This window comes from Serratia sp. FDAARGOS_506 (assembly GCF_003812745.1).
In the GTDB taxonomy this organism is placed as follows: domain Bacteria; phylum Pseudomonadota; class Gammaproteobacteria; order Enterobacterales; family Enterobacteriaceae; genus Serratia.
Map to the genome: position 1 here is coordinate 2,296,655 of NZ_CP033831.1, position 24,107 is coordinate 2,320,761.

General features: G+C 57.2%; 25 protein-coding genes and 4 tRNA genes. 22 read left to right on the forward strand and 7 right to left on the reverse strand.

All coding sequences use genetic code 11. From position 1 onward, the window contains the following. Positions 1–8 precede the first annotated feature (8 nt). Both chbR and chbG read left to right on the forward strand, forming a co-directional pair. On the forward strand, positions 9–857 hold the full coding sequence (chbR, locus tag EGY12_RS11020) for a transcriptional regulator ChbR (RefSeq protein WP_123893592.1): 849 nt from the start codon (positions 9–11) through the stop codon (positions 855–857). A gap of 148 nt (positions 858–1,005) precedes the next feature. Beyond that, the gene (gene chbG / locus EGY12_RS11025; RefSeq protein WP_123893594.1) at positions 1,006–1,767 is read left to right on the forward strand and encodes a chitin disaccharide deacetylase; all 762 of its coding nucleotides are present in this window, start codon (positions 1,006–1,008) and stop codon (positions 1,765–1,767) included. Between the two features lie 9 nt (positions 1,768–1,776). Here the strand turns inward: chbG and EGY12_RS11030 are convergent, their stop codons facing one another. Beyond that, positions 1,777–3,156, reverse strand: coding sequence for an MFS transporter (locus EGY12_RS11030; protein ID WP_123893596.1), 1,380 nt, complete (start codon positions 3,154–3,156; stop codon positions 1,777–1,779). A 244-nt stretch (positions 3,157–3,400) separates the two neighbouring features. On the opposite strand from EGY12_RS11030, the gene pncC reads away from it, so the two are divergent. From pncC to luxS, 13 genes are all read left to right on the forward strand, one after another. Further along, positions 3,401–3,889 carry a nicotinamide-nucleotide amidase gene (gene pncC / locus EGY12_RS11035; protein ID WP_123893598.1) on the forward strand — a complete coding sequence of 163 codons (489 nt, stop codon included), beginning with the start codon at positions 3,401–3,403 and terminating at the stop codon, positions 3,887–3,889. A gap of 111 nt (positions 3,890–4,000) precedes the next feature. After that, positions 4,001–5,065, forward strand: a complete 1,065-nt coding sequence (gene recA, locus EGY12_RS11040; RefSeq protein ID WP_004932541.1) for a recombinase RecA — start codon at positions 4,001–4,003, stop codon at positions 5,063–5,065. 60 nt (positions 5,066–5,125) lie between these two features. Beyond that, the gene (gene recX, locus EGY12_RS11045) at positions 5,126–5,638 is read left to right on the forward strand and encodes a recombination regulator RecX (RefSeq protein WP_123893600.1); all 513 of its coding nucleotides are present in this window, start codon (positions 5,126–5,128) and stop codon (positions 5,636–5,638) included. Between the two features lie 133 nt (positions 5,639–5,771). Further along, positions 5,772–8,399 carry an alanine--tRNA ligase gene (gene alaS, locus EGY12_RS11050; RefSeq protein ID WP_123893602.1) on the forward strand — a complete coding sequence of 876 codons (2,628 nt, stop codon included), beginning with the start codon at positions 5,772–5,774 and terminating at the stop codon, positions 8,397–8,399. 252 nt (positions 8,400–8,651) lie between these two features. Continuing rightward, entirely contained in the window at positions 8,652–8,837 is a 186-nt protein-coding gene (gene csrA, locus EGY12_RS11055) for a carbon storage regulator CsrA (protein ID WP_004091602.1), read from the forward strand. Between the two features lie 310 nt (positions 8,838–9,147). Beyond that, a tRNA-Ser gene (locus EGY12_RS11060) sits at positions 9,148–9,240 on the forward strand. A 3-nt stretch (positions 9,241–9,243) separates the two neighbouring features. Continuing rightward, positions 9,244–9,320: transfer RNA gene (locus tag EGY12_RS11065), tRNA-Arg, on the forward strand. Positions 9,321–9,378: 58 nt separating this feature from the next. Beyond that, positions 9,379–9,455 (forward strand) — tRNA-Arg (locus tag EGY12_RS11070). 190 nt (positions 9,456–9,645) lie between these two features. Next, positions 9,646–9,722 (forward strand) — tRNA-Arg (locus EGY12_RS11075). A 170-nt stretch (positions 9,723–9,892) separates the two neighbouring features. Then, positions 9,893–10,459 (forward strand): fructose-1-phosphate/6-phosphogluconate phosphatase, encoded by a 567-nt coding sequence (yqaB, locus tag EGY12_RS11080; RefSeq protein ID WP_123893604.1) that lies wholly within the window; start codon positions 9,893–9,895, stop codon positions 10,457–10,459. Next, the gene (locus EGY12_RS11085; protein ID WP_004932520.1) at positions 10,456–10,884 is read left to right on the forward strand and encodes a YqaA family protein; all 429 of its coding nucleotides are present in this window, start codon (positions 10,456–10,458) and stop codon (positions 10,882–10,884) included. The genes yqaB and EGY12_RS11085 overlap by 4 nt, the downstream gene beginning before the upstream one ends. 82 nt (positions 10,885–10,966) lie before the next feature. Next, a complete protein-coding gene (gshA, locus tag EGY12_RS11090; RefSeq protein ID WP_123893606.1) occupies positions 10,967–12,529 on the forward strand; it encodes a glutamate--cysteine ligase in 1,563 nt (520 codons plus the stop codon). Positions 12,530–12,694: 165 nt separating this feature from the next. Next, positions 12,695–13,210 (forward strand): S-ribosylhomocysteine lyase, encoded by a 516-nt coding sequence (gene luxS / locus EGY12_RS11095; RefSeq protein ID WP_004932513.1) that lies wholly within the window; start codon positions 12,695–12,697, stop codon positions 13,208–13,210. Between the two features lie 66 nt (positions 13,211–13,276). Here luxS and EGY12_RS11100 read toward each other — a convergent pair whose 3' ends face one another. Both EGY12_RS11100 and EGY12_RS11105 read right to left on the reverse strand, forming a co-directional pair. Next, positions 13,277–14,566 carry an HlyC/CorC family transporter gene (locus EGY12_RS11100; RefSeq protein ID WP_148085318.1) on the reverse strand — a complete coding sequence of 430 codons (1,290 nt, stop codon included), beginning with the start codon at positions 14,564–14,566 and terminating at the stop codon, positions 13,277–13,279. A 41-nt stretch (positions 14,567–14,607) separates the two neighbouring features. Continuing rightward, positions 14,608–15,399, reverse strand: a complete 792-nt coding sequence (locus tag EGY12_RS11105; RefSeq protein ID WP_048232699.1) for an inner membrane protein YpjD — start codon at positions 15,397–15,399, stop codon at positions 14,608–14,610. Between the two features lie 169 nt (positions 15,400–15,568). On the opposite strand from EGY12_RS11105, the gene ffh reads away from it, so the two are divergent. The 5 genes from ffh (at position 15,569) to rplS (ending at position 19,185) form a co-directional block, all read left to right on the forward strand. Beyond that, positions 15,569–16,930, forward strand: coding sequence for a signal recognition particle protein (gene ffh, locus EGY12_RS11110; RefSeq protein WP_004932504.1), 1,362 nt, complete (start codon positions 15,569–15,571; stop codon positions 16,928–16,930). Positions 16,931–17,144: 214 nt separating this feature from the next. Continuing rightward, positions 17,145–17,393 carry a 30S ribosomal protein S16 gene (rpsP, locus tag EGY12_RS11120; RefSeq protein ID WP_004932501.1) on the forward strand — a complete coding sequence of 83 codons (249 nt, stop codon included), beginning with the start codon at positions 17,145–17,147 and terminating at the stop codon, positions 17,391–17,393. A gap of 18 nt (positions 17,394–17,411) precedes the next feature. Continuing rightward, positions 17,412–17,960 carry a ribosome maturation factor RimM gene (rimM, locus tag EGY12_RS11125; RefSeq protein ID WP_019455135.1) on the forward strand — a complete coding sequence of 183 codons (549 nt, stop codon included), beginning with the start codon at positions 17,412–17,414 and terminating at the stop codon, positions 17,958–17,960. Positions 17,961–18,012: 52 nt separating this feature from the next. Further along, a complete protein-coding gene (gene trmD, locus EGY12_RS11130) occupies positions 18,013–18,780 on the forward strand; it encodes a tRNA (guanosine(37)-N1)-methyltransferase TrmD (protein WP_123893610.1) in 768 nt (255 codons plus the stop codon). Between the two features lie 48 nt (positions 18,781–18,828). After that, the gene (gene rplS / locus EGY12_RS11135; RefSeq protein ID WP_004932484.1) at positions 18,829–19,185 is read left to right on the forward strand and encodes a 50S ribosomal protein L19; all 357 of its coding nucleotides are present in this window, start codon (positions 18,829–18,831) and stop codon (positions 19,183–19,185) included. Between the two features lie 142 nt (positions 19,186–19,327). Here rplS and EGY12_RS11140 read toward each other — a convergent pair whose 3' ends face one another. From EGY12_RS11140 to EGY12_RS11155, 4 genes are all read right to left on the reverse strand, one after another. Further along, complete coding sequence (locus EGY12_RS11140; RefSeq protein ID WP_016929021.1) at positions 19,328–19,555, reverse strand: ogr/Delta-like zinc finger family protein; 228 nt, start codon at positions 19,553–19,555, stop codon at positions 19,328–19,330. 69 nt (positions 19,556–19,624) lie between these two features. Continuing rightward, entirely contained in the window at positions 19,625–20,140 is a 516-nt protein-coding gene (locus tag EGY12_RS11145; RefSeq protein ID WP_123893612.1) for a lysozyme, read from the reverse strand. Beyond that, the gene (locus EGY12_RS11150; protein ID WP_038871804.1) at positions 20,124–20,345 is read right to left on the reverse strand and encodes an HP1 family phage holin; all 222 of its coding nucleotides are present in this window, start codon (positions 20,343–20,345) and stop codon (positions 20,124–20,126) included. The genes EGY12_RS11145 and EGY12_RS11150 overlap by 17 nt, the downstream gene beginning before the upstream one ends. Before the next feature lie 245 nt (positions 20,346–20,590). Beyond that, positions 20,591–21,355: a YdiY family protein gene (locus EGY12_RS11155; protein ID WP_148085319.1), complete on the reverse strand. Its 765-nt coding sequence runs from the start codon at positions 21,353–21,355 to the stop codon at positions 20,591–20,593. A gap of 507 nt (positions 21,356–21,862) precedes the next feature. Here EGY12_RS11155 and EGY12_RS11160 point away from each other — a divergent pair. Together EGY12_RS11160 and tyrA are read left to right on the forward strand one after the other, a co-directional pair. After that, complete coding sequence (locus tag EGY12_RS11160) at positions 21,863–22,939, forward strand: 3-deoxy-7-phosphoheptulonate synthase (protein WP_123893615.1); 1,077 nt, start codon at positions 21,863–21,865, stop codon at positions 22,937–22,939. Between the two features lie 3 nt (positions 22,940–22,942). Next, a complete protein-coding gene (gene tyrA, locus EGY12_RS11165; RefSeq protein ID WP_016929015.1) occupies positions 22,943–24,064 on the forward strand; it encodes a bifunctional chorismate mutase/prephenate dehydrogenase in 1,122 nt (373 codons plus the stop codon). The last annotated feature ends 43 nt before the right edge of the window (positions 24,065–24,107 follow it).

The following is a 24,107-nucleotide window of genomic DNA, read 5'->3' on the forward strand; positions in this document are numbered from 1 at the left end:
CCGGCGCCGTGTCCGACAACCGAATTTCGCTGAGTGCGAACGACGTGAAGCTGATTCGCGAGCAGGATTTCTTTAACTGCAAAGATTTTCACCTGTTTATCTACAACAAGGTGGAGAGCGCCACCGGGCTGCATCAACACGACTATTACGAGTTCACCATCGTGCTGAGCGGCAAGTGCTATCAGGAGATCAACGGCAAGCGGGTGCTGCTGGAACGCGGGGATTTCGTCTTTATCCCTATCGGATCCTACCACCAGAGCTTTTACGAGTTCGGCGCGACGAAAATATTCAACGTGGCGGTCAGCAAAGCGTTCTTTGAAGAGCACTATTTGCAGCAGCTGCCGCGCTGTTTCGTCGCCTCGCAGGCCTACAGCCTGAGAAGCGAGTTTTTGGCCTATATCGAATCGGTGGTGAGTTCGCCGCAGTTTCGCGAGGATGATTTCGCCGAGTTTCTCGAAACGCTGACCTTCTATGTGATCAGCCGCATTCGTCACTATAAAGAAGAAAACGACGGCGGCGATGATATCCCGCAGTGGTTGAAGAACACCCTGGCCGGCATGCATGACAAGGCGATGTTCGGCGAAAGGGCGTTGGCGAACATGGTGGCGCTGTCGGGGAAAACCCAGGAATACCTGACCCGGGCGATGCGGCGCTACTACCATAAGACGCCAATGCAGGTGATCAATGAGATCCGCATCAGTTTTGCCAAGACGCAGCTGGAAGTCACCAATTCTTCGGTTTCCGATATTGCCTTTGATTCCGGCTATGGCGATGTCAGCCTGTTCATTAAGAACTTCAAGCGGCTCACCGATGTGACCCCAGGCAACTACCGAAAAAAGTACTACGGCCCTCTTTAGGGCCGCTCCCGATCAGTATCAACGCCGATATGCCGATGAGCTTCAGGCCGCCGGCCGGTTAATCATTCGATTTTTACCTTAGCGAAGGGGAATGCCGCGTCGGTCGGTCGGGCTTCCCTTGCCAAAAATCCATCTCGCGGGAGCCACTATGGAAAAACTACTGATCGTGAATGCCGACGACTTCGGCCTGAGCAAAGGACAGAACTACGGCGTTATCGAGGCGTATCAGCATGGCGTGGTTTCCTCTACCACGGCGATGGTGAACGGCGGCGGCGCCCAGCACGCGGCGGCGCTCAGCCGGCAATACCCGGGGCTGCCGATCGGTCTGCATTTCGTGTTGACCCATGGCAGGCCGCTGGGCGCCATGCCTTCGCTGGTCAACGAGCATGGCGAACTGGGTAAATGGCTGTGGCACCGCGCCGAGGCCGGCGAGCTGCAGCTGGACGAGATTCAGGAGGAGCTGCAGCGCCAGTTCGCGCGGTTTTTGACGCTGTTCGGCAGGCCGCCGACGCATATCGACAGCCACCACCATGTGCATATGCAGCCGCAGATTTACCCGTTGGTGGAAGCGTTCGCGCAGGCGCAAGGTCTGCCGCTGCGCCTCGACCGTGAAGAGGCGAAACGGCGCGATATTGCGTTGCATTCTCCCTACAGCACCGACGCGTTTGACGCGGGATTCTACGGCGAGACGATTTCCGAAGCCTTGTTTTTACAGAGGCTGGCGCGCGCCGACGAGCAGGGCGTAGAGTCATTGGAAATGATGTGCCACCCGGCGTTCCTCGACGCGACAATCCTGCAGAGTAAATACTGCCACCCGCGCCTCGTTGAGCTGGATGTGTTGACCGCGCCGACGCTGAAAGCGGCGATCGCCGAACGCGGTTTTATGCTGGGCTCCTTCCAGGATCTGTAGCGCCGCCGTTTACAGCATGGCGTGCGCCTTTTTCAGGCCGGTGTCCTCTTGCGGATCGGCCCCCTGAGGCAGGGGCTCAGCCTCCTGTTCTTCGGGCTGCGGCTCGTCGACATCGGGCGCCGCTTCCGGCGGCGGCATGGTGTCGTGAATGATCTGCTCATCGAAGGTTGGATTGAGCGCCGGCGAGAGCGGCGAGCTGGCGAGGCTGTCCGGCAGCGGAATATGCGGCACCGGTGCGTCTTGCGCCAACTGCGGTTCCTCCGCTTTTGCCGTGCGGCTGAGGGCCGCCAGCAACACGCCGCACAGGGCGAAGAAGGCGTACAGGATATTACCGCCGAGCGGCTCGATCAGCGCGCCGACTGCCAGTGGCCCGATGCTGGCGCCGACGCCGAACGCCATCAGCAGACAAGCGGCCAGCGAGACGCGGCGCTCCGGCTCGATCAGATCGTTGGCCAGCGCCACTACCAACGGGTAAAGCGTAAACTGCAGCATGCTGACGAAGAACCCCACCGCCAGCAGCAATGGGAAATCGATGTGTGGCAGCAGCGCCAGCGGCAGCGCCGCTACGATCAGCAAAATGGCGTTGAGGCGCATCAGCAACGGGCGGTTATAGCGATCCGACAGCCAGCTGAGCGGGAACTGCGCCACCAGCCCGGCGAAGATGGCCAGCGCCATGAACAGGCCGGTTTGTTGAGTGGTTAAGGACTGCAGGCTGGCGTAGACCGGCGCCAGGCCGTAAAACGAGCCCACCACCATGCCGATCACCAGTGTGGTGGCCAGCACCTTGGGAATGGCGCCGACAAAGTAGCGCAGCTCCATCGGCGCCGGCGACATGTGGCGCGCATTGGTGCGGGTGGTGAGGGCGATGGGCACCAGACAGAGCGCGAAGCACAACGCGATCACCAGCAGCGTGGCGATGCCCAGGCTGCTTTGCAGCATCAACACGATCTGGCCCAGCGACATGCCGAGATAGGTCGCCGCCATATAGAAGCCGAACACCCTACCGCGCTGGTTGGATTCCGCCTGGTCGTTCAGCCAGCTTTCCAACACCATGTACTGACACATCATGCACAGCCCGATCACCAGACGCAGCGCGACCCAGGCGGGAATAAACTCCGTCAGACCGTGCCCCAGCACCGCAGCGGTAATGATGCCGGCGCAGGCTACGTAGGCGCGGATATGCCCGACGCGGGCGATGAGAAAGTGGCCGACCTTGCCACCGATCACCAACCCGATGTAGTTGGCGGCGATGATGGCGCCGATCAGCGCGCTGCTGACATGGATGGAGGCCAGCCGCAGCGAGACGTAGGTGGTGAGTAGGCCCGAGCCCAACAGCAGCAGCAGGGTGGTGGTGTACAACGGCAAGAATACGCCCAACGTTTTTTTCACTCTATCGTCCTAATCTCTTCTGGTGCGCCCTGAGGCCGCACGCCGTAGCGTGCCGCCTCCGTGATGTTCCTTGTGCTGGTGCGCCGCCGCTCAATGGGGCGCTTCTTTTGATACTAGCAGCTTGGCCGAGCGCTTAAAACCGCACCTCCTGCGAGGCGCTGCGCATTTCCACGCGTCGGCCGCCGCATCGCCTTGATAAATGCTACTATCGGGCGCATATACCTGAATTCGCGAGGGAGGGGTTATGAGTGAAGACCAACTGCGCCGGCTCAGCGTGCTGGTGGGGGAAAAACTGAAGGCTCAGGGCCGCTGGATCACTTGCGCGGAATCCTGCACCGGCGGCGGCATCGCCAAGGCCATTACCGATATCGCCGGCAGCTCCGCCTATTTCGATCGCGGTTTCGTCACTTACAGCAATGCGGCGAAGCATGACCTGCTAGGGGTGCGCGAAGTCACGCTGGCGGCGCACGGCGCGGTCAGCGAAGAGGTGGTGCGCGAGATGGCGATAGGCGCGCTGCGGGCGGCGCAGGCTGACCTGGCGCTGTCGGTGAGCGGCATCGCCGGCCCGGACGGCGGCAGCGCGGAAAAGCCGGTCGGTACCGTGTGGTTCGGTTTCGCCGGCAGCGATGGCCGGGGGCTGTCGCGCAAGATGCAATTCGAGGGTGACCGCGACGCGGTGCGGCTGCAGGCGACGATTTTCGCGTTGCAAACCGCCATCGACGAATTTTTGTAAATTAGGCTTGATACTGTATGACCATACAGTATAATTAGTGACATTTCCTGCACAACATACATTCAGTGGCAGTGTGGGGTAACACCGGCATTGCGAAACGAAGGAGCAAAAATGGCTATTGATGAGAACAAGCAAAAGGCGTTAGCTGCGGCACTGGGCCAGATTGAGAAACAGTTCGGCAAAGGCTCCATCATGCGCCTGGGTGAAGACCGCTCCATGGACGTGGAAACGATCTCCACCGGCTCACTGTCACTCGATATCGCCCTGGGCGCCGGCGGCCTGCCGATGGGCCGTATCGTCGAAATCTACGGCCCGGAATCTTCCGGTAAAACCACCCTGACGCTGCAGGTGATCGCCGCTGCACAGCGCGAAGGCAAAACCTGTGCGTTCATCGATGCCGAGCACGCGCTGGATCCTATCTATGCGAAAAAGCTGGGCGTCGATATCGACAACCTGCTTTGCTCCCAGCCGGACACCGGCGAGCAGGCGCTGGAAATCTGTGATGCGCTGACCCGCTCCGGCGCGGTTGACGTCATCATCGTCGACTCCGTGGCGGCGCTGACGCCGAAGGCGGAAATCGAAGGTGAAATCGGCGATTCGCACATGGGTCTGGCTGCGCGCATGATGAGCCAGGCGATGCGTAAGCTGGCTGGTAACCTGAAAAACGCCAATACCCTGCTGATCTTCATCAACCAGATCCGTATGAAAATTGGTGTGATGTTCGGCAACCCGGAAACCACGACCGGCGGTAACGCCCTGAAGTTCTATGCTTCGGTGCGTCTGGATATCCGCCGCATCGGCGCTATCAAAGAGGGCGACGAAGTGGTGGGCAGCGAAACCCGCGTGAAAGTGGTGAAGAACAAAATTGCTGCGCCGTTCAAGCAGGCTGAGTTCCAAATCATGTACGGCGAAGGCATCAACAGCCGTGGCGAACTGGTCGATCTGGGCGTGAAGCACAAGATGATCGAAAAAGCCGGTGCCTGGTACAGCTATAACGGCGAGAAGATCGGTCAGGGCAAGGCGAATGCCTGTAACTTCCTGAAAGAAAACCCGGCTATCGCCGCCGAGCTGGATAAGAAGCTGCGCGATCTGCTGCTGCACAGCGGCGGTGAGCTGGTGGCCGCTTCCGGTGACGACTTCGAAGACGACGAAGCGGAAACCAGCGAGCAGTTCTAATCGCTGAAGATATGCGCCGCCGTTCGTGTGGCGCATATCCCATAAATTCAGGCTTGAATGATGAATGACTTGCTAAGCCGTGCCATGCGCCTGCTGTCGCAACGCGATCATAGTGAAGCTGAACTGCGCCGCAAACTTGCGGCGCAGCCGTTTGTGGCGAAAGGCCGTTTTGGCGGCAAGGTGCCACATGCGCCGGCATCACCGCCGGTAGCTGAAGAGCCGGTGGATCCTGCGTTGATCGAGCAGGTTATCGCCTACTGTTATCAGCATAACTGGCTAGACGATAAGCGTTTCGCCTACAGCTACATCGGCAGCCGCAGCCGCAAAGGTTATGGCGCACAGCGTATCCGCAGCGAGTTGATGCAAAAGGGCGTCGACAAAGCGCTGGTGCAGGACGCGCTGGCGGAATGTGACATCGACTGGTGTGAACAGGCGAAACAGGTAGCGCAGCGAAAATTTGGCGATGCGTTGCCAACCGACTGGAAAGAGAAAGCCAAAGTGCAGCGCTATCTGCTCTATCGCGGCTTCTTCCAGGAAGAAATTCAGTCAATTTACCGTGATTTTGCGCAATGAGCGCACACGGGGTTTTACTTCCCTCTGAAGAAAATTTATCTTATCCCCACTTTTTGTTCGTGAGCTGGTTGTCATCGTCGGGATGACGCGTCACCGGCTCACGTGTCGTTATTCTAGCCTTTCCAGGAAAATTATGAGCAAGAGCACCGCTGAGATCCGTCAAGCGTTTCTCGATTTCTTTCATAGTAAGGGTCACCAGGTTGTAGCGAGCAGCTCCCTGGTGCCTAACAATGATCCGACATTGCTGTTTACCAATGCCGGCATGAACCAATTTAAGGATGTTTTCCTGGGGCTGGACAAACGCGCCTATTCCCGTGCCACCACCTCGCAGCGCTGCGTGCGCGCAGGCGGCAAACATAACGACCTGGAAAACGTCGGTTATACCGCTCGTCACCACACCTTCTTTGAAATGCTGGGTAACTTCAGCTTCGGCGATTACTTCAAGCACGACGCGATCAGCTACGCGTGGGAACTGCTGACCGGTGAAAACTGGTTCAACCTGCCGAAAGAGCGGCTGTGGGTCACCGTGTATGAAACCGATGACGAAGCGTTCGACATCTGGCAGAAGCAAATCGGCGTACCGGCCGAGCGTATCATCCGCATCGGCGACAATAAGGGCGCGCCTTTCGCTTCCGACAACTTCTGGCAGATGGGCGACACCGGCCCATGCGGCCCGTGCACCGAAATCTTCTACGATCACGGCGATCACATCTGGGGTGGCCCTCCTGGCAGCCCGGAGGAGGACGGCGATCGCTACATCGAGATCTGGAACATCGTTTTCATGCAGTTCAACCGCCAGTCCGACGGCACCATGCTGCCGCTGCCGAAACCTTCGGTGGATACCGGCATGGGTCTGGAACGCATCGCGGCGGTGTTGCAGCATGTGAACTCCAACTATGAAATCGATCTGTTCCGTACTCTGATCGCCGCCGTGGCGAAAGTGACTGGCGCAACCGATCTGGACAACAAATCGCTGCGCGTTATCGCCGACCACATCCGTTCCTGCGCCTTCCTGGTGTCGGACGGCGTGATCCCGTCTAACGAAAACCGCGGCTACGTGCTGCGCCGCATCATTCGCCGCGCGATCCGCCATGGCAACATGTTGGGTGCGAAAGATACCTTCTTCTACAAGCTGGTGGCGCCACTGATCGAAGTGATGGGCCCGGCGGCCGACGAACTGAAACGCCAGCAATCGCTGGTGGAGCAGGTGCTGAAAACCGAAGAAGAGCAGTTTGCCCGCACGCTGGAGCGTGGCTTGGCGCTGTTGGACGAAGAGCTGGCCAAACTGCAGGGTGATACCCTGGACGGCGAAACCGCTTTCCGTCTGTATGATACCTACGGCTTCCCGGTCGATCTGACCGCTGACGTCTGCCGCGAGCGCGGTCTGAAAGTCGATGAAGCGGGCTTTGAAGAGGCGATGGAAGCGCAGCGCCGCCGCGCGCGCGAATCCAGCGGCTTCGGCGCTGACTACAACAGCCTGATCCGCGTGGACGGCAGCAGCCAGTTCAGCGGCTACGAGCACGATGAGCAGCAGGCGATGGTCATCGCGCTGTTCCGCGACGGCCAGCCGGTCGATCAGATCAACGCCGGCGAAGAGGCGGTGGTGGTGCTGGATGAGACGCCGTTCTACGGTGAATCCGGCGGCCAGGTCGGCGATAAAGGCGTGCTGAAAGCCGCCGGCGTAGAGTTTGTGGTCAACGACACCCAGAAATACGGTCAGGCCATCGGCCACCAGGGCAAACTGGCGCAGGGCTCGCTGAAGCTGAACGATCGCGTGGATGCGCAGATCGACGCTGAGCGCCGCAACAGCATCCGTCTGAACCACTCCGCGACTCACTTGCTGCACGCCGCGCTGCGCCAAACGTTGGGCGACCACGTCGCGCAGAAAGGCTCACTGGTTAACGACAAATATCTGCGTTTCGACTTCTCGCACTTCGAAGCGATGAAACCGGAGCAAATCCGCGCGGTGGAAGATCTGGTGAACCAGCAGGTGCGTCGTAACCTGCCGGTGCAGACCGAGCTGATGGCGTTGGAAGATGCCAAAGAGAAGGGCGCGATGGCGTTGTTCGGCGAAAAGTACGATGACAACGTGCGCGTGCTGACCATGGGCGACTTCTCCACCGAACTGTGTGGCGGTACTCATGCCAGCCGCACCGGTGATATCGGCCTGTTCCGCATTCTGAGCGAGTCTGGCACCGCGGCGGGCATCCGTCGTATTGAAGCGGTGACCGGCGCAGGCGCTATCGCCACGCTGCATCAGCAAAGCGATTTGTTGCAAGACGTTGCGCAGTTGGTTAAGGGCGACAGCAACAATCTGACCGATAAAGTGCGCTCGGTGCTCGATCGCACCCGCGCGCTGGAAAAAGAACTGCAGCAGCTGAAAGACCAGCAGGCGGCGCAGGAAAGCGCGTCGTTGTCCAGCCAGGCAAAAATGGTTAACGGCGTGAAGCTGTTGGTCAGCCAGTTGGACAATGTCGAGGCCAAAATGCTGCGCACCATGGTGGATGACCTGAAAAATCAATTGGGTTCGGCCATCATCGTGTTGGCAACGACGGCTGATGACAAAGTCAGCCTGGTTGCAGGCGTGACCAAGGATCTGACTGACCGCGTGAAAGCCGGCGAGTTGATCGGCAACGTGGCGCAGCAGGTAGGCGGCAAGGGCGGTGGCCGCCCGGATATGGCGATGGCGGGGGGGACGGATATCAACGCCCTGCCAGCGGCGTTAAACAGCGTAGAAGCCTGGGTGGCCTCGAAGCTGTGAATATAAATAAATAGCACGGACAAACGCCATAATACTTTGTTGATTATGGCGTTTTCATACTGTGCTAACACAATTTAGTTACAATTGCGGGAACAAAGTTTTTCAGGTCGGCTAAACTTACCATTATCTGAGGTGGGACCAAGTCTGCTTACACTTATTGTGGGTTGCGCGGCTTACGTTTTCACCACATATGATGGATAATGACGGGGAAACTGAGAGACCCGACTCTTTTAATCTTTCAAGGAGCAAAGAATGTTAATTCTGACTCGTCGAGTTGGTGAAACCCTCATGATTGGCGATGAGGTTACGGTCACTGTGCTAGGGGTGAAAGGCAACCAGGTGCGTATTGGTGTGAATGCCCCCAAAGAGGTTTCGGTTCACCGTGAAGAAATCTATCAGCGCATTCAGGCAGAGAAGTCTCAGCAGACGACTTACTGATTCCGAAGCAGCGTCTCGTTGCCAGACGAGACGCTACTGCATCGTTTTACCCACTTCCTTCGCTTTCCCTCTTCTTTTTCGCGATTATTTTCCCGGTTAGTTTCCTGCTTTGTTGCTACAGACGCTGCGGTTGCCTGTTGATAAAACGCCCTTTTTGCCGTGAAATCGCCCATGTTGGGTGCGAATTGTGCAAACGCGCATGAGTTGGGAAAAATTGTTTGACTTAAAAGTCGGAGAAAGTAATATGTGCGCCACGCAGTGCCGATGAGCTTCTCTAAAGCAAGTTAGGCACAATTCGAAAGAAGCGTTTGGTGAGGTGGCCGAGAGGCTGAAGGCGCTCCCCTGCTAAGGGAGTATGCGGTCAAAAGCTGCATCCGGGGTTCGAATCCCCGCCTCACCGCCATTTGCATCCGTAGCTCAGCTGGATAGAGTACTCGGCTACGAACCGAGCGGTCGGAGGTTCGAATCCTCCCGGATGCACCATATTAGCCGTATGGTAGAGTTGGGAACAAAGTACCATAGGGTATCAAAGAATTACTGTGCATCCGTAGCTCAGCTGGATAGAGTACTCGGCTACGAACCGAGCGGTCGGAGGTTCGAATCCTCCCGGATGCACCATTCTTCACTTCCCGTATCGCGAAGAGAAATCTTCAGGCGGGCAGTAAAAAGAAAGTGTACCTCAGGGAGGATAACGTTGCTTTAGCAACGGCCCGAAGGGTGAGGCGCTAGCGCCGAATCATCCTCCCGGATGCACTATTCTTTCAGTCTGGCTTCATTAGCGAAGCAGGCAAGCAGTAAAAACAGACATGCATCCGTAGCTCAGCTGGATAGAGTACTCGGCTACGAACCGAGCGGTCGGAGGTTCGAATCCTCCCGGATGCACCATCTAAGAGAAACCCGCTTCGGCGGGTTTTTCGCTTTTCAGTATTTAGCCATTCTCTCTTCCCTCCTTTGCACCCTATCGGGCACAGCACATTCCGTTATGACGCAGTCAGCGACAACCCAACGGCTTTACGCTAAAGTAGTTTTCTTTCCTCAACGATCATGGAGTAACGATGTACGACCGTTATCAGGGTCTTATTTTCGACATGGACGGCACGATTCTGGACACCGAGCCAACGCACCGCAAAGCGTGGTGTGAAGTGCTGTCCCGTTATGGCATGACGTTTGATGAAGCGGCCATGGTGGCGTTGAGCGGTTCACCGACCTGGCGCATCGCCCAGGCGATTATCGCCAGCCATCAGGCCGACCTCGATCCCCATCACCTGGCCGCGGAGAAAACCCGCGCGGTGGAAGCAATGCTGTTGGACAGCGTGCGTCCATTGCCGCTGATCGAGGTGGTGAAGTCCTATCATGGCCGCCGTCCGATGGCGGTCGGTACCGGCAGCGAGCACCGCATGGCGGAAATGCTGCTGCGTCATCTCGGCCTGTTCAACTGCTTCGACGCGATCGTCGGTGCGGACGACGTGCAGCGCCATAAACCGGAGCCGGACACCTTCCTGCGCTGTGCCGAACTGATCGGCGTGGCGCCGGAAAAATGCGTGGTGTTTGAAGACGCCGATTTCGGCATTCAGGCGGCGAAAAGTGCCGGTATGGCCGTGGTAGACGTCCGTACGCTGTGAGTAGTACGCTAGCCGTAATATCGTTATTTGGCAGTAGCTTCCTCAGTGCGACGCTGCTGCCGGGAAATTCAGAAATCGTTCTGGTCGCCTTGCTGACCCAAAGTCGCGTCTCGCCGGAGTTGCTGGTGCTGGCCGCGACCTTGGGCAACACGCTGGGTGGCTTGACCAATGTCATTATCGGGCGCCTGTTACCGGCGTTGAAACCACAGCGGGGGCTGGCTACGGCGCTCGGGTGGTTGCAACGCTTCGGCCCGGCTGCGCTGCTGCTCAGCTGGGTGCCGGTGGTAGGCGATTTGTTGTGCGTGTTGGCAGGTTGGCTGCGCATGCCCTGGGGCTCTGTCGCGCTGTTTCTGTGTATCGGAAAGGCGCTGCGTTACATCGTTTTGGCTATGATAACGGTACAGGGCATCGCCTGGTGGCAGTAACCAAGTGAATATAACTCAATATTCTCTCGGGTGCGGATTCAGTATGCTTACGAGTTATTGTTTTTAGAAGCGGGAGGTCAATTTGATCCCGGACGTATCACAGGCGCTTTCTTGGTTGGAAGCCCATCCCCAGGCATTAAAAGGCATTCGTCGCGGCATCGAGCGTGAAACGCTGCGGGTCACGCCGAACGGTACCTTGGCGACCACCGGGCATCCGGAAAAGTTGGGCGCGGCATTGACGCACCACTGGATCACCACGGATTTCGCCGAAGCGTTGTTAGAGTTCATTACGCCGGTTGATGACAATATCGATCACCTGCTGACGTTCCTGCGCGATATTCATCGTTACGTGGCGCGCAATATCGGCGATGAGCGTATGTGGCCACTCAGCATGCCGTGCTTTATCGAAGCCGAGCAGGATATCGAGCTGGCTCAGTTCGGTTCGTCGAACATCGGCCGCATGAAGACGCTGTACCGTGAAGGGCTGAAGAATCGCTATGGCGCGCTGATGCAGACCATTTCCGGCGTGCACTACAACTTCTCGCTGCCGCTGGAGTTTTGGCAGGCCTGGGCCGGCGTGCAGGACGCAGAAAGCGGTAAAGAGCAAATTTCGGCGGGGTATTTCCGCCTGATCCGCAACTACTACCGTTTCGGCTGGGTGATCCCGTATTTGTTCGGCGCGTCGCCGGCCATTTGTTCTTCGTTCCTCAAAGGGCGCGAGACCAGCCTGCCATTCGAGCGCACCGAGCAGGGGATGTGCTACCTGCCGTACGCCACCTCACTGCGTCTGAGCGACCTGGGTTACACCAACAAGTCGCAGAGCAATCTGGGCATCACCTTCAACGATCTGCACAGCTATGTAGCCGGTCTGAAGCGGGCGATCGCTACGCCTTCCGAAGAGTTCGCCAAGCTGGGCGTGAAAGAGGGCGATCGCTACCTGCAGCTGAACAGCAACGTGCTGCAAATCGAGAACGAGCTGTATGCGCCGATCCGGCCGAAGCGTGTGACCAAAAGCGGCGAGACGCCGTCGGACGCGCTGCTGCGCGGCGGCATCGAATACATCGAAGTGCGCTCGCTGGACATCAACCCGTTCTCCCCGATCGGCGTGGATGCGGTGCAGGCACGTTTCCTGGATCTGTTCCTGGTGTGGTGCGCGCTGGCCGATGCGCCGGAGATGAGCAGCGATGAATTGCTGTGCACGCGCAAGAACTGGAATCGAGTGATCCTGGAAGGGCGCAAGCCGGGTCAGACCATCGGCATCGGCTGTGGCGCCAGCCATGAACCGCTCGAAAAAGTGGGCAAGGCGTTATTCGCCGATCTGCGTCGGGTGGCGGAAGTGTTGGACGGCGAAGCCGGCAATCGTCAATACCAGCAGGTGTGTGATGAGCTGGTCGCCGCGTTCGACGATCCTGAGTTGACTTTCTCCGCGCGCATTCTGAAAGCGATGAAGGCGGAAGGCACCGGGCGCGTCGGTTTGCAGCTGGCGGAGCAGTATCGCCAGACGTTGCTGGAAGAGCCCTTGGAAATCCTGAACGAAGCCGAGCTGGATAAAGAGCGGGAAGCCTCGTGGCAGCGCCAACGCGACATAGAAGCCAATGATACGCTAAGCTTTGAAGCGTTCCTGAAGCAAAACGGCGGAAGCTGAAAAAGGAAAAGGCCACATCAATGTGGCCAAATATGCATCTCTGATGACAGGGATGATGATAACAAATGCGCGTCTTTCACATACTCAGACTCGCAGGGTTGGAAAAGGTTTCCCGGTTAGGAAAAAAGTTTCGAAATAAATGCTCTTTTACGAGGAGGTAGCGAAATGCCATTGCTGGATAGCTTTACCGTCGATCATACCCGTATGGCAGCTCCGGCTGTCCGCGTTGCGAAAACCATGAAAACGCCTCATGGCGATACCATTACGGTGTTTGATCTGCGCTTTTGCCGCCCGAACCTGGAAGTGATGCCCGAGCGCGGCATTCACACGCTGGAGCACCTGTTCGCCGGCTTTATGCGTGACCACCTGAACGGCCAGGGCGTGGAGATTATCGACATCTCCCCGATGGGCTGTCGTACCGGTTTCTACATGAGCCTGATCGGCGTGCCGGAAGAGCAGCGCGTAGCCGATGCGTGGAAAGCGGCGATGGCCGATGTGCTGAAAGTGACTGACCAGCGCAAAATCCCTGAGCTGAACGAATACCAGTGCGGCACTTACCATATGCACTCGCTGGAAGAAGCGCAGGAGATCGCCAAGCACATCCTGGATAACGGCGTGGTGGTTAACCACAACGACGAGCTGGCGCTGCCGAAAGAGAAGCTGCAGGAACTGCATATCTAGCCGCGAGTTTCCCGCAGAAAGTAAAAAAGACGCGATTTCGCGTCTTTTTTACTTTCAGGCCGGCGGTCAGTGCTGGCCGACGCTGGACTGCAGCGAGGTGATCGGCGTGACCCGCACCTGTTTGATCATGTTGCCCTGCACGTCGAGGATGTCGATATCGTAATGGCCGATACGCACCCGGGTGCCGGTTTCAGGGATCTCTTCCAGCTCTTCGAGCAGCATGCCGTTGACGGTGCGCGCTTCGTTGGCCGGCAGAGTCCAGTTGAAGGCCTTGTTCAGCTCGCGCACGTTGGCGGTGCCGTCGATCAAGACCGAGCCATCGCTCTGCGGCGTGACCTCTTCCGCCAGCGTCGGTGACATCGAGGTGGTGAAGTCGCCGACGATCTCTTCGAGAATGTCTTCTACCGTGACCAGACCCTGAATGTCGCCGTATTCGTCGACCACGATACCGACCTTCTCTTTGTTGCGCTGGAACTTCACCAGCTGCACGTTGAGCGGCGTGCCTTCCGGCACGAAGTAGATCTCATCGGCGGCGCGCAGCAGGTTCTCTTTGTTGAACTCTTTTTTCTCGGTCATCAGGCGGTAGGCTTCGCGCACGCGCAGCATGCCGATCGCGTCGTCCAGCGAGCTGCGATACAGCACGATGCGACCGTGCGGCGAGTGGGTCAGCTGGCGCATGATCGACTTCCAGTCGTCATTGACGTCAATGCCGACGATCTCGGTGCGCGGCACCATGATGTCGTTAACCGTCACTTTTTCCAGATCCAGCACCGAGATCAGCATGTCCTGATTGCGGCGAGAGATTTGCGACTGGGATTCGCGCACGATGGTGCGCAGCTCATCCTTACTGACGGCGTCGCTGATGCGTACGTTGGTGCGGATGCCGAACAGGCGCAAGGTCAGGCTGGTGATACCGTTGAGCAGCCAGACCAGCGGGAACATCACCTTTTGTAATGGAGCCAGCAGGACGCTGCTGGGGAAGGCAATGCGTTCCGGATAGAGCGCGGCGAAGGTCTTCGGCAGCACTTCGGCGAACAGCAGCACGGCGAAGGTCAGTATGCCGGTCGCGATCGCCACGCCGAGATCGCCATACAGCCGCATGCCGACGATGGTCGCCAGCGCCGAGGCGAGGATGTTGACCAGGTTGTTGCCGATCAGCACCAGGCCGATCAGCCGATCCGGTTTTTGCAGCAGCTTCTCCACCCGACGTGCTGAACGGTTACCCTGTTTGGACAGGTGGCGCAGGCGATAACGGTTGAGCGTCATCATGCCGGTCTCGGAAGCGGAGAAGTAAGCAGAGACCACGATCATGATCACCAGGATAATGATGAGAGTCCCCGTCGACACATGCTCCAATGCAGTATTCCTTATAGAGAGGGAGAATTAACCGGGCTGGCTTAGTGCACCATTACCTGCTGAATCAGACGGCTGCCGAAGTAGGCGAGCGTCAGCAGGAAGGCGCCGGCGAAGCTGAACCAGACGACGCGGCGGCCGCGCCAGCCCTCATGATAATGGCCCCACAGCAGCACGATATACACGAACCAGGCCATGATCGACAGCACGGCTTTATGCACGTTCTCTTTGCTGAACAGATTATCCATATACAGCAGGCCGGTGCACAGGGTGAGCGTCAGCAGCACCACGCCAATCTGGGTGATATGGAACATCTTGCGCTCGATGCTCATCAGCGGCGGCATGTCGGCGCTGAAGGTCAGCCTCTTGTTTTTCAACAGGTAGTCGAGCCAGGCGAGCTGCAAGGCATAGAGTGCGGCGATGATCAGGGTGGCGTAAGAGAACAGCGCCAGGCCGATATGCACCATCAGTTCCGGGCTGGCTTCCAGGTGAGTGATGAACTCGCCGGGCATAAAGCTGGCGAAGGCCAGGTTGATCATCGCGAAGCTGTAGACGATTGGCAGCAGGAACCAGCCGCGATCGCGCGAAGCGACGAAGGTCATCACCGAGCAGATGATCAGGCTGACGATGGAACCAATGTTCAGCAGGCTGAGATTCTGCCCGGCGCTGACGTCAAAGATGCGCTGCTGCAGCGCGATGGCGTGACAAATCAGCGCCACCACTGCCGAGACGAGGGCAAGCCGACGGTATGCGCTGTTCTTCCGCAACAAGCTGGGAATGATCAGTCCAAGGCTGAGCAGGTAGGCCATCAAAGCCACAATGGAGAAAACTGGCATAGCGTTTAATTTTGCTTCGGCGTGGTTAATTGGAGTGTCAGTATAACGTTGCGCGCGTTTCACTCCAACCTATCTCCAACGCTGAGGCAGAGATCCGCCGCGCTTCGTGTTATCATCGGCGCAATTGTGTCGCCGGAGCGGCCTGTCATTACACGTTGAGCATGAGACGATGTTTGAAAATTTAACCGATCGACTGTCGCGCACGTTGCGCAATATCAGCGGCCGCGGGCGGCTGACCGAAGAAAATATCAAGGAAACCCTGCGTGAAGTGCGCATGGCATTGCTGGAAGCGGACGTTGCGCTGCCGGTGGTGCGCGACTTCATCAATCGCGTCAAAGAGAGCGCGGTCGGCCATGAAGTCAACAAGAGCCTGACGCCGGGGCAGGAGTTCGTCAAGATCGTCAAAGGCGAGCTGATCGCCGCGATGGGCGAAGTGAACACCGAGCTAAACCTGGCGGCCCAGCCGCCGGCGGTGGTGCTGATGGCGGGCCTGCAGGGCGCCGGTAAAACCACCAGCGTCGGTAAGCTCGGCAAATTCCTGAAGGAAAAGCAGAAGAAGAAAGTGTTGGTGGTTTCCGCGGACGTTTATCGCCCGGCGGCGATCAAACAGCTGGAAACGCTGGCGGAAGGCGTCGGTATCGACTTCTTCCCGTCTGACGTCAAAGAAAAACCGATCGACATCGTCAATCGCGCGCTGCAACAGGCCAAGCTGAAGTTCTACGACGTACTGATCGTCGATACCGCCGGCCGTTTGCACGTTGACGAAGCGATGATGGACGAGATCAAACAGGTGCATGCGGCGATCAAGCCGGTGGAAACCCTGTTCGTGGTCGACGCCATGACCGGCCAGGATGCCGCCAATACCGCCAAGGCGTTTAACGAAGCGCTGCCGCTGACCGGCGTGGTGCTGACCAAGGTCGACGGCGATGCGCGCGGCGGTGCCGCGCTGTCCATCCGTCATATTACCGGCAAGCCGATCAAATTCCTCGGCGTGGGCGAGAAGACCGAAGCACTGGAGCCGTTCTACCCGGATCGTGTGGCATCACGCATCCTGGGCATGGGCGACGTGCTGTCGCTGATCGAAGATATCGAAAGCAAGGTCGACCGCGAGCAGGCGGAGAAGCTGGCCAACAAGCTGAAGAAGGGCGACGGTTTCGATCTGACTGACTTCCTGGAGCAGCTCAAGCAGATGCGCAACATGGGCGGCATGGCCAACATGCTGAGCAAGCTGCCGGGCGCCGGCCAGCTGCCGGACAACGTCAAGTCGCAGATGGACGATAAAGTGCTGGTGCGCATGGAGGCGATCATCAATTCGATGACGCTGAAAGAGCGCGCCAAACCGGAAATCATCAAGGGCTCGCGCAAGCGCCGCATCGCGATGGGGGCCGGCATGCAGGTGCAGGACGTCAACCGCTTGCTTAAGCAGTTCGACGAAATGCAGCGTATGATGAAGAAGATGAAGAAAGGCGGTATGGCGAAGATGATGCGCGGCATGAAAGGCATGATGCCGCCGGGCTTCCCAGGCCGCTGATGAGCCTCCGCACGCCGAGTGCGGGCGCTTTCTGCATTCGCCGTTCGCGGTGAAAACCGCCCGAAATTTGACAGGCTGCAAAAGTTGTCCCCTGCGATCGACGCTTTAGATTGCTTTTTGCGCCAAAATGAGTAAAATTTTCGGGCTTTTTATATTGCAACCGGGCCCCGTCCCTCAATGGGGCCCGGCTGTTTTATTAACTAAAGAGGATGTTATGGTAACAATTCGTTTGGCACGTGGCGGCGCTAAAAAGCGTCCGTTCTATCAAGTAGTAGTGACCGACAGCCGCAACGCTCGTGATGGTCGTTTCATCGAGCGCGTAGGCTTCTTCAACCCGATCGCTTCCGGTCAGGCTGAAGCACTGCGTCTGGACCTGGACCGCATCGAGCACTGGGTTGGTCTGGGTGCAACCGTTTCTGATCGCGTTCACGCGCTGATCAAAGACGCTAAGAAAGCAGCTTAATCTGTCGCGGTGGTGGCAATGAGCAAGCAACTCAAACCGGTAGCGCCTAAGCAGCCGATTGTACTCGGTAAAATGGGGTCCGCTTACGGCATTCGTGGTTGGCTCAGAGTGTTTTCATCCACCGAGAACGCCGAAAGCATTTTTGACTATCAGCCGTGGTTTATCCAGCAGGCGGGTCAGTGGCAGCATATCGAGTTGGAAGACTGGAAGCGCCACAGTCAGGATCTGATCATCAAGGTCAAAGGCATTGACGATCGGGACGCGGCGAATCTGCTGACTAATCGCGAGATTATGGTGGATTCTGAGCAACTTCCTCCGCTGGAGGGTGACGATTACTACTGGAAAGACCTGATGGGCTGCCAGGTAGTCACCACCGCCGGCTATGAGCTGGGTAAAGTCATCGATATGATGGAAACCGGCTCGAATGATGTGATGGTTGTGAAAGCGAACCTGAAAGATGCGTTCGGCATGAAGGAGCGGTTGATTCCGTTTCTTCATGGGCAGGTTATCAAGAAAGTCGATCTCACTGCCCGCGTGATTGAGGCAGATTGGGATCCTGGTTTTTGACCCCCGGATCAAACGGTCGAAGCAAGTGGAATAACGGTAAGGGGATTGGCTTGTGTTCATCGGTATTGTAAGCCTGTTTCCTGAGATGTTCCGCGCTATCACCGATTACGGGGTGACTGGCCGGGCAGTAAAAAATGGCCTGCTGAGCGTGCAGTGTTGGAGTCCTCGCGACTTCACCTACGACCGGCATCGCACCGTGGACGATCGCCCTTATGGCGGCGGCCCGGGAATGCTGATGATGGTGCAACCTTTACGGGAAGCCATTCATGCGGCGAAAGCAGCGGCAGGCGAGGGAGCAAAGGTGATTTATCTGTCACCTCAGGGGCGCAAGCTGGATCAAACCGGCGTGTGCGAACTGGCGGCCAATCAGAAGATGATTCTGGTGTGCGGCCGTTACGAAGGGATAGACGAGCGCGTAATCCAAACCGAAATTGACGAAGAATGGTCAATCGGCGATTACGTTCTCAGCGGCGGGGAACTGCCGGCGATGACCCTGATTGATTCAGTCGCCCGTTTCATACCGGGTGTGCTGGGCCATCAGGCCTCAGCGGAGGAAGACTCCTTCGCCGATGGATTGCTGGACTGCCCGCACTATACCCGCCCAGAGGTGTTGGAAGGGATGGAAGTACCGTCGGTTCTGCTGTCGGGCAACCATGCCGAGATACGTCGCTGGCGCTTAAAGCAGTCGCTGGGCCGAACCTGGCTTAGAAGACCTGAACTTCTAGAAAGCCTAGCTCTGACTGACGAGCAAGCGGTGTTGCTGGCTGAGTTCCAACGGGAACATCAGGCCAGGCAACAGGACTATGAAGGAAACGTCTGACATCAGACGGGCCCGATATATCAGTTTACCTAGGGTAAGAGACATATTATGAGCAACATTATTAAGCAACTTGAACAAGAGCAGATGAAACAAGACGTACCTGCATTCCGTCCGGGTGATTCCGTGGAAGTGAAGGTATGGGTCGTTGAAGGTAGCAAAAAACGTCTGCAGGCATTCGAGGGCGTGGTTATCGCTATCCGTAACCGCGGTCTGCACTCTGCATTCACTGTTCGTAAGATTTCCAACGGCGAAGGTGTTGAGCGCGTATTCCAGACTCACTCCCCAGTAATCGACAGCATTACTGTTAAACGTCGTGGTGCCGTTCGTAAAGCTAAACTGTACTACCTGCGTGAGCGTACTGGTAAGGCTGCTCGTATCAAAGAGCGTCTGAACCGCGTTGGCTAACGCTGCATCCAAAAGTTAATAGTTATCAGGGGTTGGCTTATGCCAACCCCTTTTTTTATCTGAAAATCGAGCCGAGTTGCATTTGCGAGAGTTGGCCACGTTGTAGCAACATTAAAAAGCCTGCATCAGCAGGCTTTTTGCATTACAGCGCGGCGGCGCTTTGTTTATGCTGATTCTCTGGCGGGTGCGGCTGCGCCGGCACAATATCATCGCCAGGCTTAACGATTACCCGTGCAACGGATTCGTGCGTGGCGAACGTGCAGCTGCAGTTGATGTTGCGGCATTGATGGTAACGCTCTTTGGTCGACTCACTCAGATAGCGACTGGAGCGAGTGTGGGCCACGTGACCGCATAGTGGACAGTGCATCATAAGAACCCCCTTGAACAAATTAAGTGAAATTGTTGTGGCATCACCACACCACTTAGGCGAGCGAGCCCGTCATGATGAGGCAATGCCTTGCAAGCACAGTGCGCGTTCCGTGGCGCGTCGCTGTTCCAGCCCCTTGTTTTTCTTTCCGTTTACGTAAACCCAACGCGGCAACTGATCGCAAGCCTGTTGCCACTGGCGCTGCTGCAGCAGCGTGACCAGCGTGGAGTGGCAGGCGGCGCTGATGCCCACGTTGAAGGCGAAGGCGATCACCGCGTCATAGGTTTCTTGTGAGAGCGTTTGCGGCAGGCAGGCGGCCATGCCGCGCTCGGTGCGGCGAACATCGTCTACCAAATTAACCGCGGCTTTCCGTTCATCGATTGCCTGGCCCGGGATGACGCCGGCAGTGTGCCCAATGCCCTGTGTCCACACACCGGCGCTGCACTGGTAAGGCGACAGGCGGCAACCTTCGAGATCGGCGATCAGCCTAAGGCCGGCTTCTGAGGTTTGCAGCTCGCCAAATGACGGCAACAGCACGGCGATGGCCAAAACGGCGGCGACGCTGCAGCGCTTAACGATTGCACTCATCGTAAATTTTCCTCCGTGATGCCGCATTGCGCTCGATGGCCTTCAAGATCTGCAGGCTTTTACGCCGGTAGTACCAGTTCACCAGAAACGTGCCGATTCCTACCGCCGCACCGACTAAAAAGGCAATATCCTGCGGAGAGAGTCTGCCGAGCCAGGCGAGAAACAGCGCCATGGCGTAGGTGATGAATGAGGTGATTTTCTCCATAGCTTATGCTCGCTTTGTTTACAGCCTCTCGGAACTGGGGCTATCGATGCGTTGCTGACCACTCGCTATCGAAATCCAGCATACCCCAAGGCTATATGATAATTACTGTATATGCATACAGTATTAAGCTATTTGCTAAAGTCGTCAATGGGTGTGATGAATATTTTTAGCAGATTGTGCAAGAGAGGGCTGCAGGCATAAAAAAAGCCCATCGATGATGGGCTTCGAGAGAGTCTGGGGGGAGGTTACAGGCCGTAGACCAGCGTGACCGAAGTGGTGGTATCGGTGCTCTTCGGCGCTGAGGCCGGCGGTTTGCTGTTGTAGGTCACGGTGTAGGCCACGCGCAGTGAGAAGCGATCGTTGATCGCCACGTTCAACGCGCTTTCCGAGTTCAGCGTGGTTTCCTCGTTCGCCAGCGCGGAAACGCCCTGAATGAACTTGGTGTTGTCGGTCAGCTGATAGGAATAGTTGGCCGCACCGTAGGCCAGCCCTTTCGTCGAACGGCCGCCGCCGTGGTATTCGTCATGCCGTACGCCGGGACCGAATTCCACCCGCAGGTCGCTGAGCGGCCCGTTGAGGATTTGACGGCCGTAACCGCCGGTCAGCGTGGAGCGTGAGTCATAACCGTTGAAACGGTCGCTCAGCCAGCTGGCTTGGCCAAACAGGTAGTTGCGATCGGTCAGGTTATAACGTGTACGGCCACCGGCCTGGTACTTTTCGGACGAGCGCACGTTGGAGGAGGTGGTGTTGTTGGCCGCCCCCCACAGGCTATATGCCGCGTCGGTATTGAACCAGGTCATGTTGGTATTGGCCAGCAGGGTGGAGCTCTGCGAATTGCCGGATTGGGCGTTGTAGCCCGCCTGTACGTTGCCTTCGAACGGTTTCTTGGCGGTGGCAGGATCGTCCATCGCGGTGAAAAGCGTATTGTCGGCGAGGGCTGAAACACTGGTGAAAGTCGTTAAGCAGCAAATATACAGCGGAAAAGCGCGACGAGCGCGAGAAGAGAGCATTTTGGATCCAGTAGTTAAGGGGAGTTATTGTTGATGTCGGTCACATTATATCGGTTCATTTCGGCGACAAAAATAGCCGCCATTAGCTTAAGTTTTTAAATTTTATCCCTCATTTATTCGCTTTTCTTCTACTTAAACTCATCGCTTTCAGCAGCATTTCGTGCTGATTTCGGCGGGGGGCGACCTTTGTCCGTTTTTGGGCACTCAGGCGGGTGGTGTGCCTTTCATGTAAAATTAAGTGTACAATTTATTTTACATTAAGTGGTTTTTTGCCCGAATGGCATTCACCGATGAAGTGATGATGCTTGTTTTAATTAACTTATTATATTTATTGTTATTTTTATGTTTTTGGCAGCGGTTGTTTAAAGGCGTTTACACGGGAAAAGTTACGGTAATTTTTTATTTACGGAAATTGGATTGAAAACTTTACATTGCATGATAAGGTAGAGCCCTGTAACGCTCAATGTTCCATTTCAACGCATAACGCCAAACGACAGGAATAGCATCATGCAAAAAGACGCGCTCAATAACGTACACATTAGTGCAGAACAGGTTCTCATCACCCCGGAGGAGCTGAAGAACCAGTTCCCGCTTAGCGCCGACGACGAAAATGAAATCGCCACCGCGCGTAACACCATCGCCAACATTTTGCAGGGGCGCGATCATCGCCTGTTGGTGGTGTGCGGGCCTTGTTCGATCCACGATCCGGATGCGGCGCTGGACTACGCCCGTCGTTTAAAAACCCTGGCGGCTGACTTGAGCGATCAGCTGTATATCGTTATGCGCGTCTATTTTGAAAAACCCAGAACCACTGTCGGCTGGAAAGGTTTGATCAACGATCCGTACATGGACGGTTCGTTTGACGTTGAAGCAGGCTTGCATATCGCGCGTCGCCTGTTGCTGGATCTGGTGGGCATGGGCTTGCCGTTGGCTACCGAAGCGTTGGATCCGAACAGTCCGCAGTACCTGGGGGACTTATTCAGCTGGTCGGCGATCGGCGCACGCACCACCGAATCGCAGACCCACCGCGAAATGGCTTCGGGCCTGTCGATGCCGGTCGGCTTCAAAAATGGCACTGACGGCAGTTTGGGCACCGCCATCAACGCCATGCGCGCCGCCGCCATGCCGCACCGCTTTGTCGGCATCAACCAGGCGGGTCAGGTTTGCCTGCTGCAGACTCAGGGCAACCCGGACGGGCATGTGATCCTGCGCGGCGGTAAAACCCCGAACTACAGCGCCGAGCACGTTGCGGCCTGTGAAAAACAGATGCTCGAGGCGGGACTCCATCCATCCTTGATGATAGATTGCAGCCATGGCAACTCAAATAAAGACTATCGCCGTCAGCCGGCGGTGGCCGAGTCCGTGGTGGAGCAGATCAAAGCAGGCAACCGCTCGATTACCGGCATTATGCTGGAGAGCCATCTGCATGAGGGCAATCAGTCTTCCGAACAGCCGCGTGCAGACATGCGTTACGGTGTGTCCGTCACCGACGCCTGCATCGACTGGGAGTGCACGGAAACGCTGCTGCGTCATATGCATCAGGAACTCGGCGCTGCGCTGACGGCACGCACGGGAGAAAAGTAAGTTATGGTGGCAGAACTGACCGCGTTGCGCGATCAAATCGACGAGGTGGATAAAGCGTTACTGGATCTGCTGGCAAAGCGCCTGCATTTGGTAGCGGAAGTGGGGGAGGTGAAAAGCCGCCACGGTTTGCCGGTTTATGTGCCGGAGCGCGAGGCGGCGATGCTGGCCTCGCGCCGTCAAGAGGCGGAAAACCTCGGCGTGCCGCCGGATTTGATCGAGGACGTCTTGCGCCGCGTGATGCGTGAATCGTACGTCAGCGAGAACGATAAAGGCTTTAAAACCCTGTGTCCGCAGCTGCGGCCGATCGTCATTATCGGCGGCAACGGCCAAATGGGCCGGCTGTTCAACCGTCTGCTGACGCTGTCGGGTTATCAGGTCAGGGTATTGGATCAGGAAGATTGGCCGCAGGCGGAACAGCTGTTGGCAGACGCCGGCATGGTGATCGTCAGCGTGCCGATCCATGTGACAGAGCAGGTGATAAGCCGCCTGCCGCCATTGCCCGACGACTGCATTCTGGTGGATCTGGCGTCGGTGAAGAATCGTCCTCTGCATGCGATGTTGGCGGCGCACAGCGGCCCGGTAGTGGGGCTGCACCCGATGTTCGGCCCGGACGTGGGCAGCGTGGCGAAGCAGGTAGTGGTCTACTGCGACGGCCGTCAGCCGGAGGCTTATCAGTGGTTGCTTGAACAGCTGCAGGTGTGGGGGGCGCGGCTGCATCGCATCAGTGCGGTCGAACACGATCAGAACATGGCGTTTATTCAGGCTCTGCGGCATTTCGCCACCTTCGCCTACGGGTTACACCTGGCGGAAGAGAACGTGCAGCTGGAGCAGCTGCTGGCGCTCTCCTCGCCGATTTATCGGCTGGAGTTGGCGATGGTCGGCCGCCTGTTCGCGCAGGATCCGCAGCTGTATGCCGACATCATTATGTCGTCGGAGGAGAACGTGGCGTTAATCAAACGCTACTACCAGCGCTTTGGCGAGGCGATAAAGCTGTTAGAGCATGGCGACAAACAGGCGTTTATCGACAGTTTCCGTAAGGTTGAGCACTGGTTCGGCGATTACGCCCAGCGCTTCCTGGTGGAGAGCCGCACGCTGTTGCGGCAGGCTAACGACAGCCGGCAGTAAAACGCGGACGATAAAACGTAAAGGGTTCGGCTTGGCCGAACCC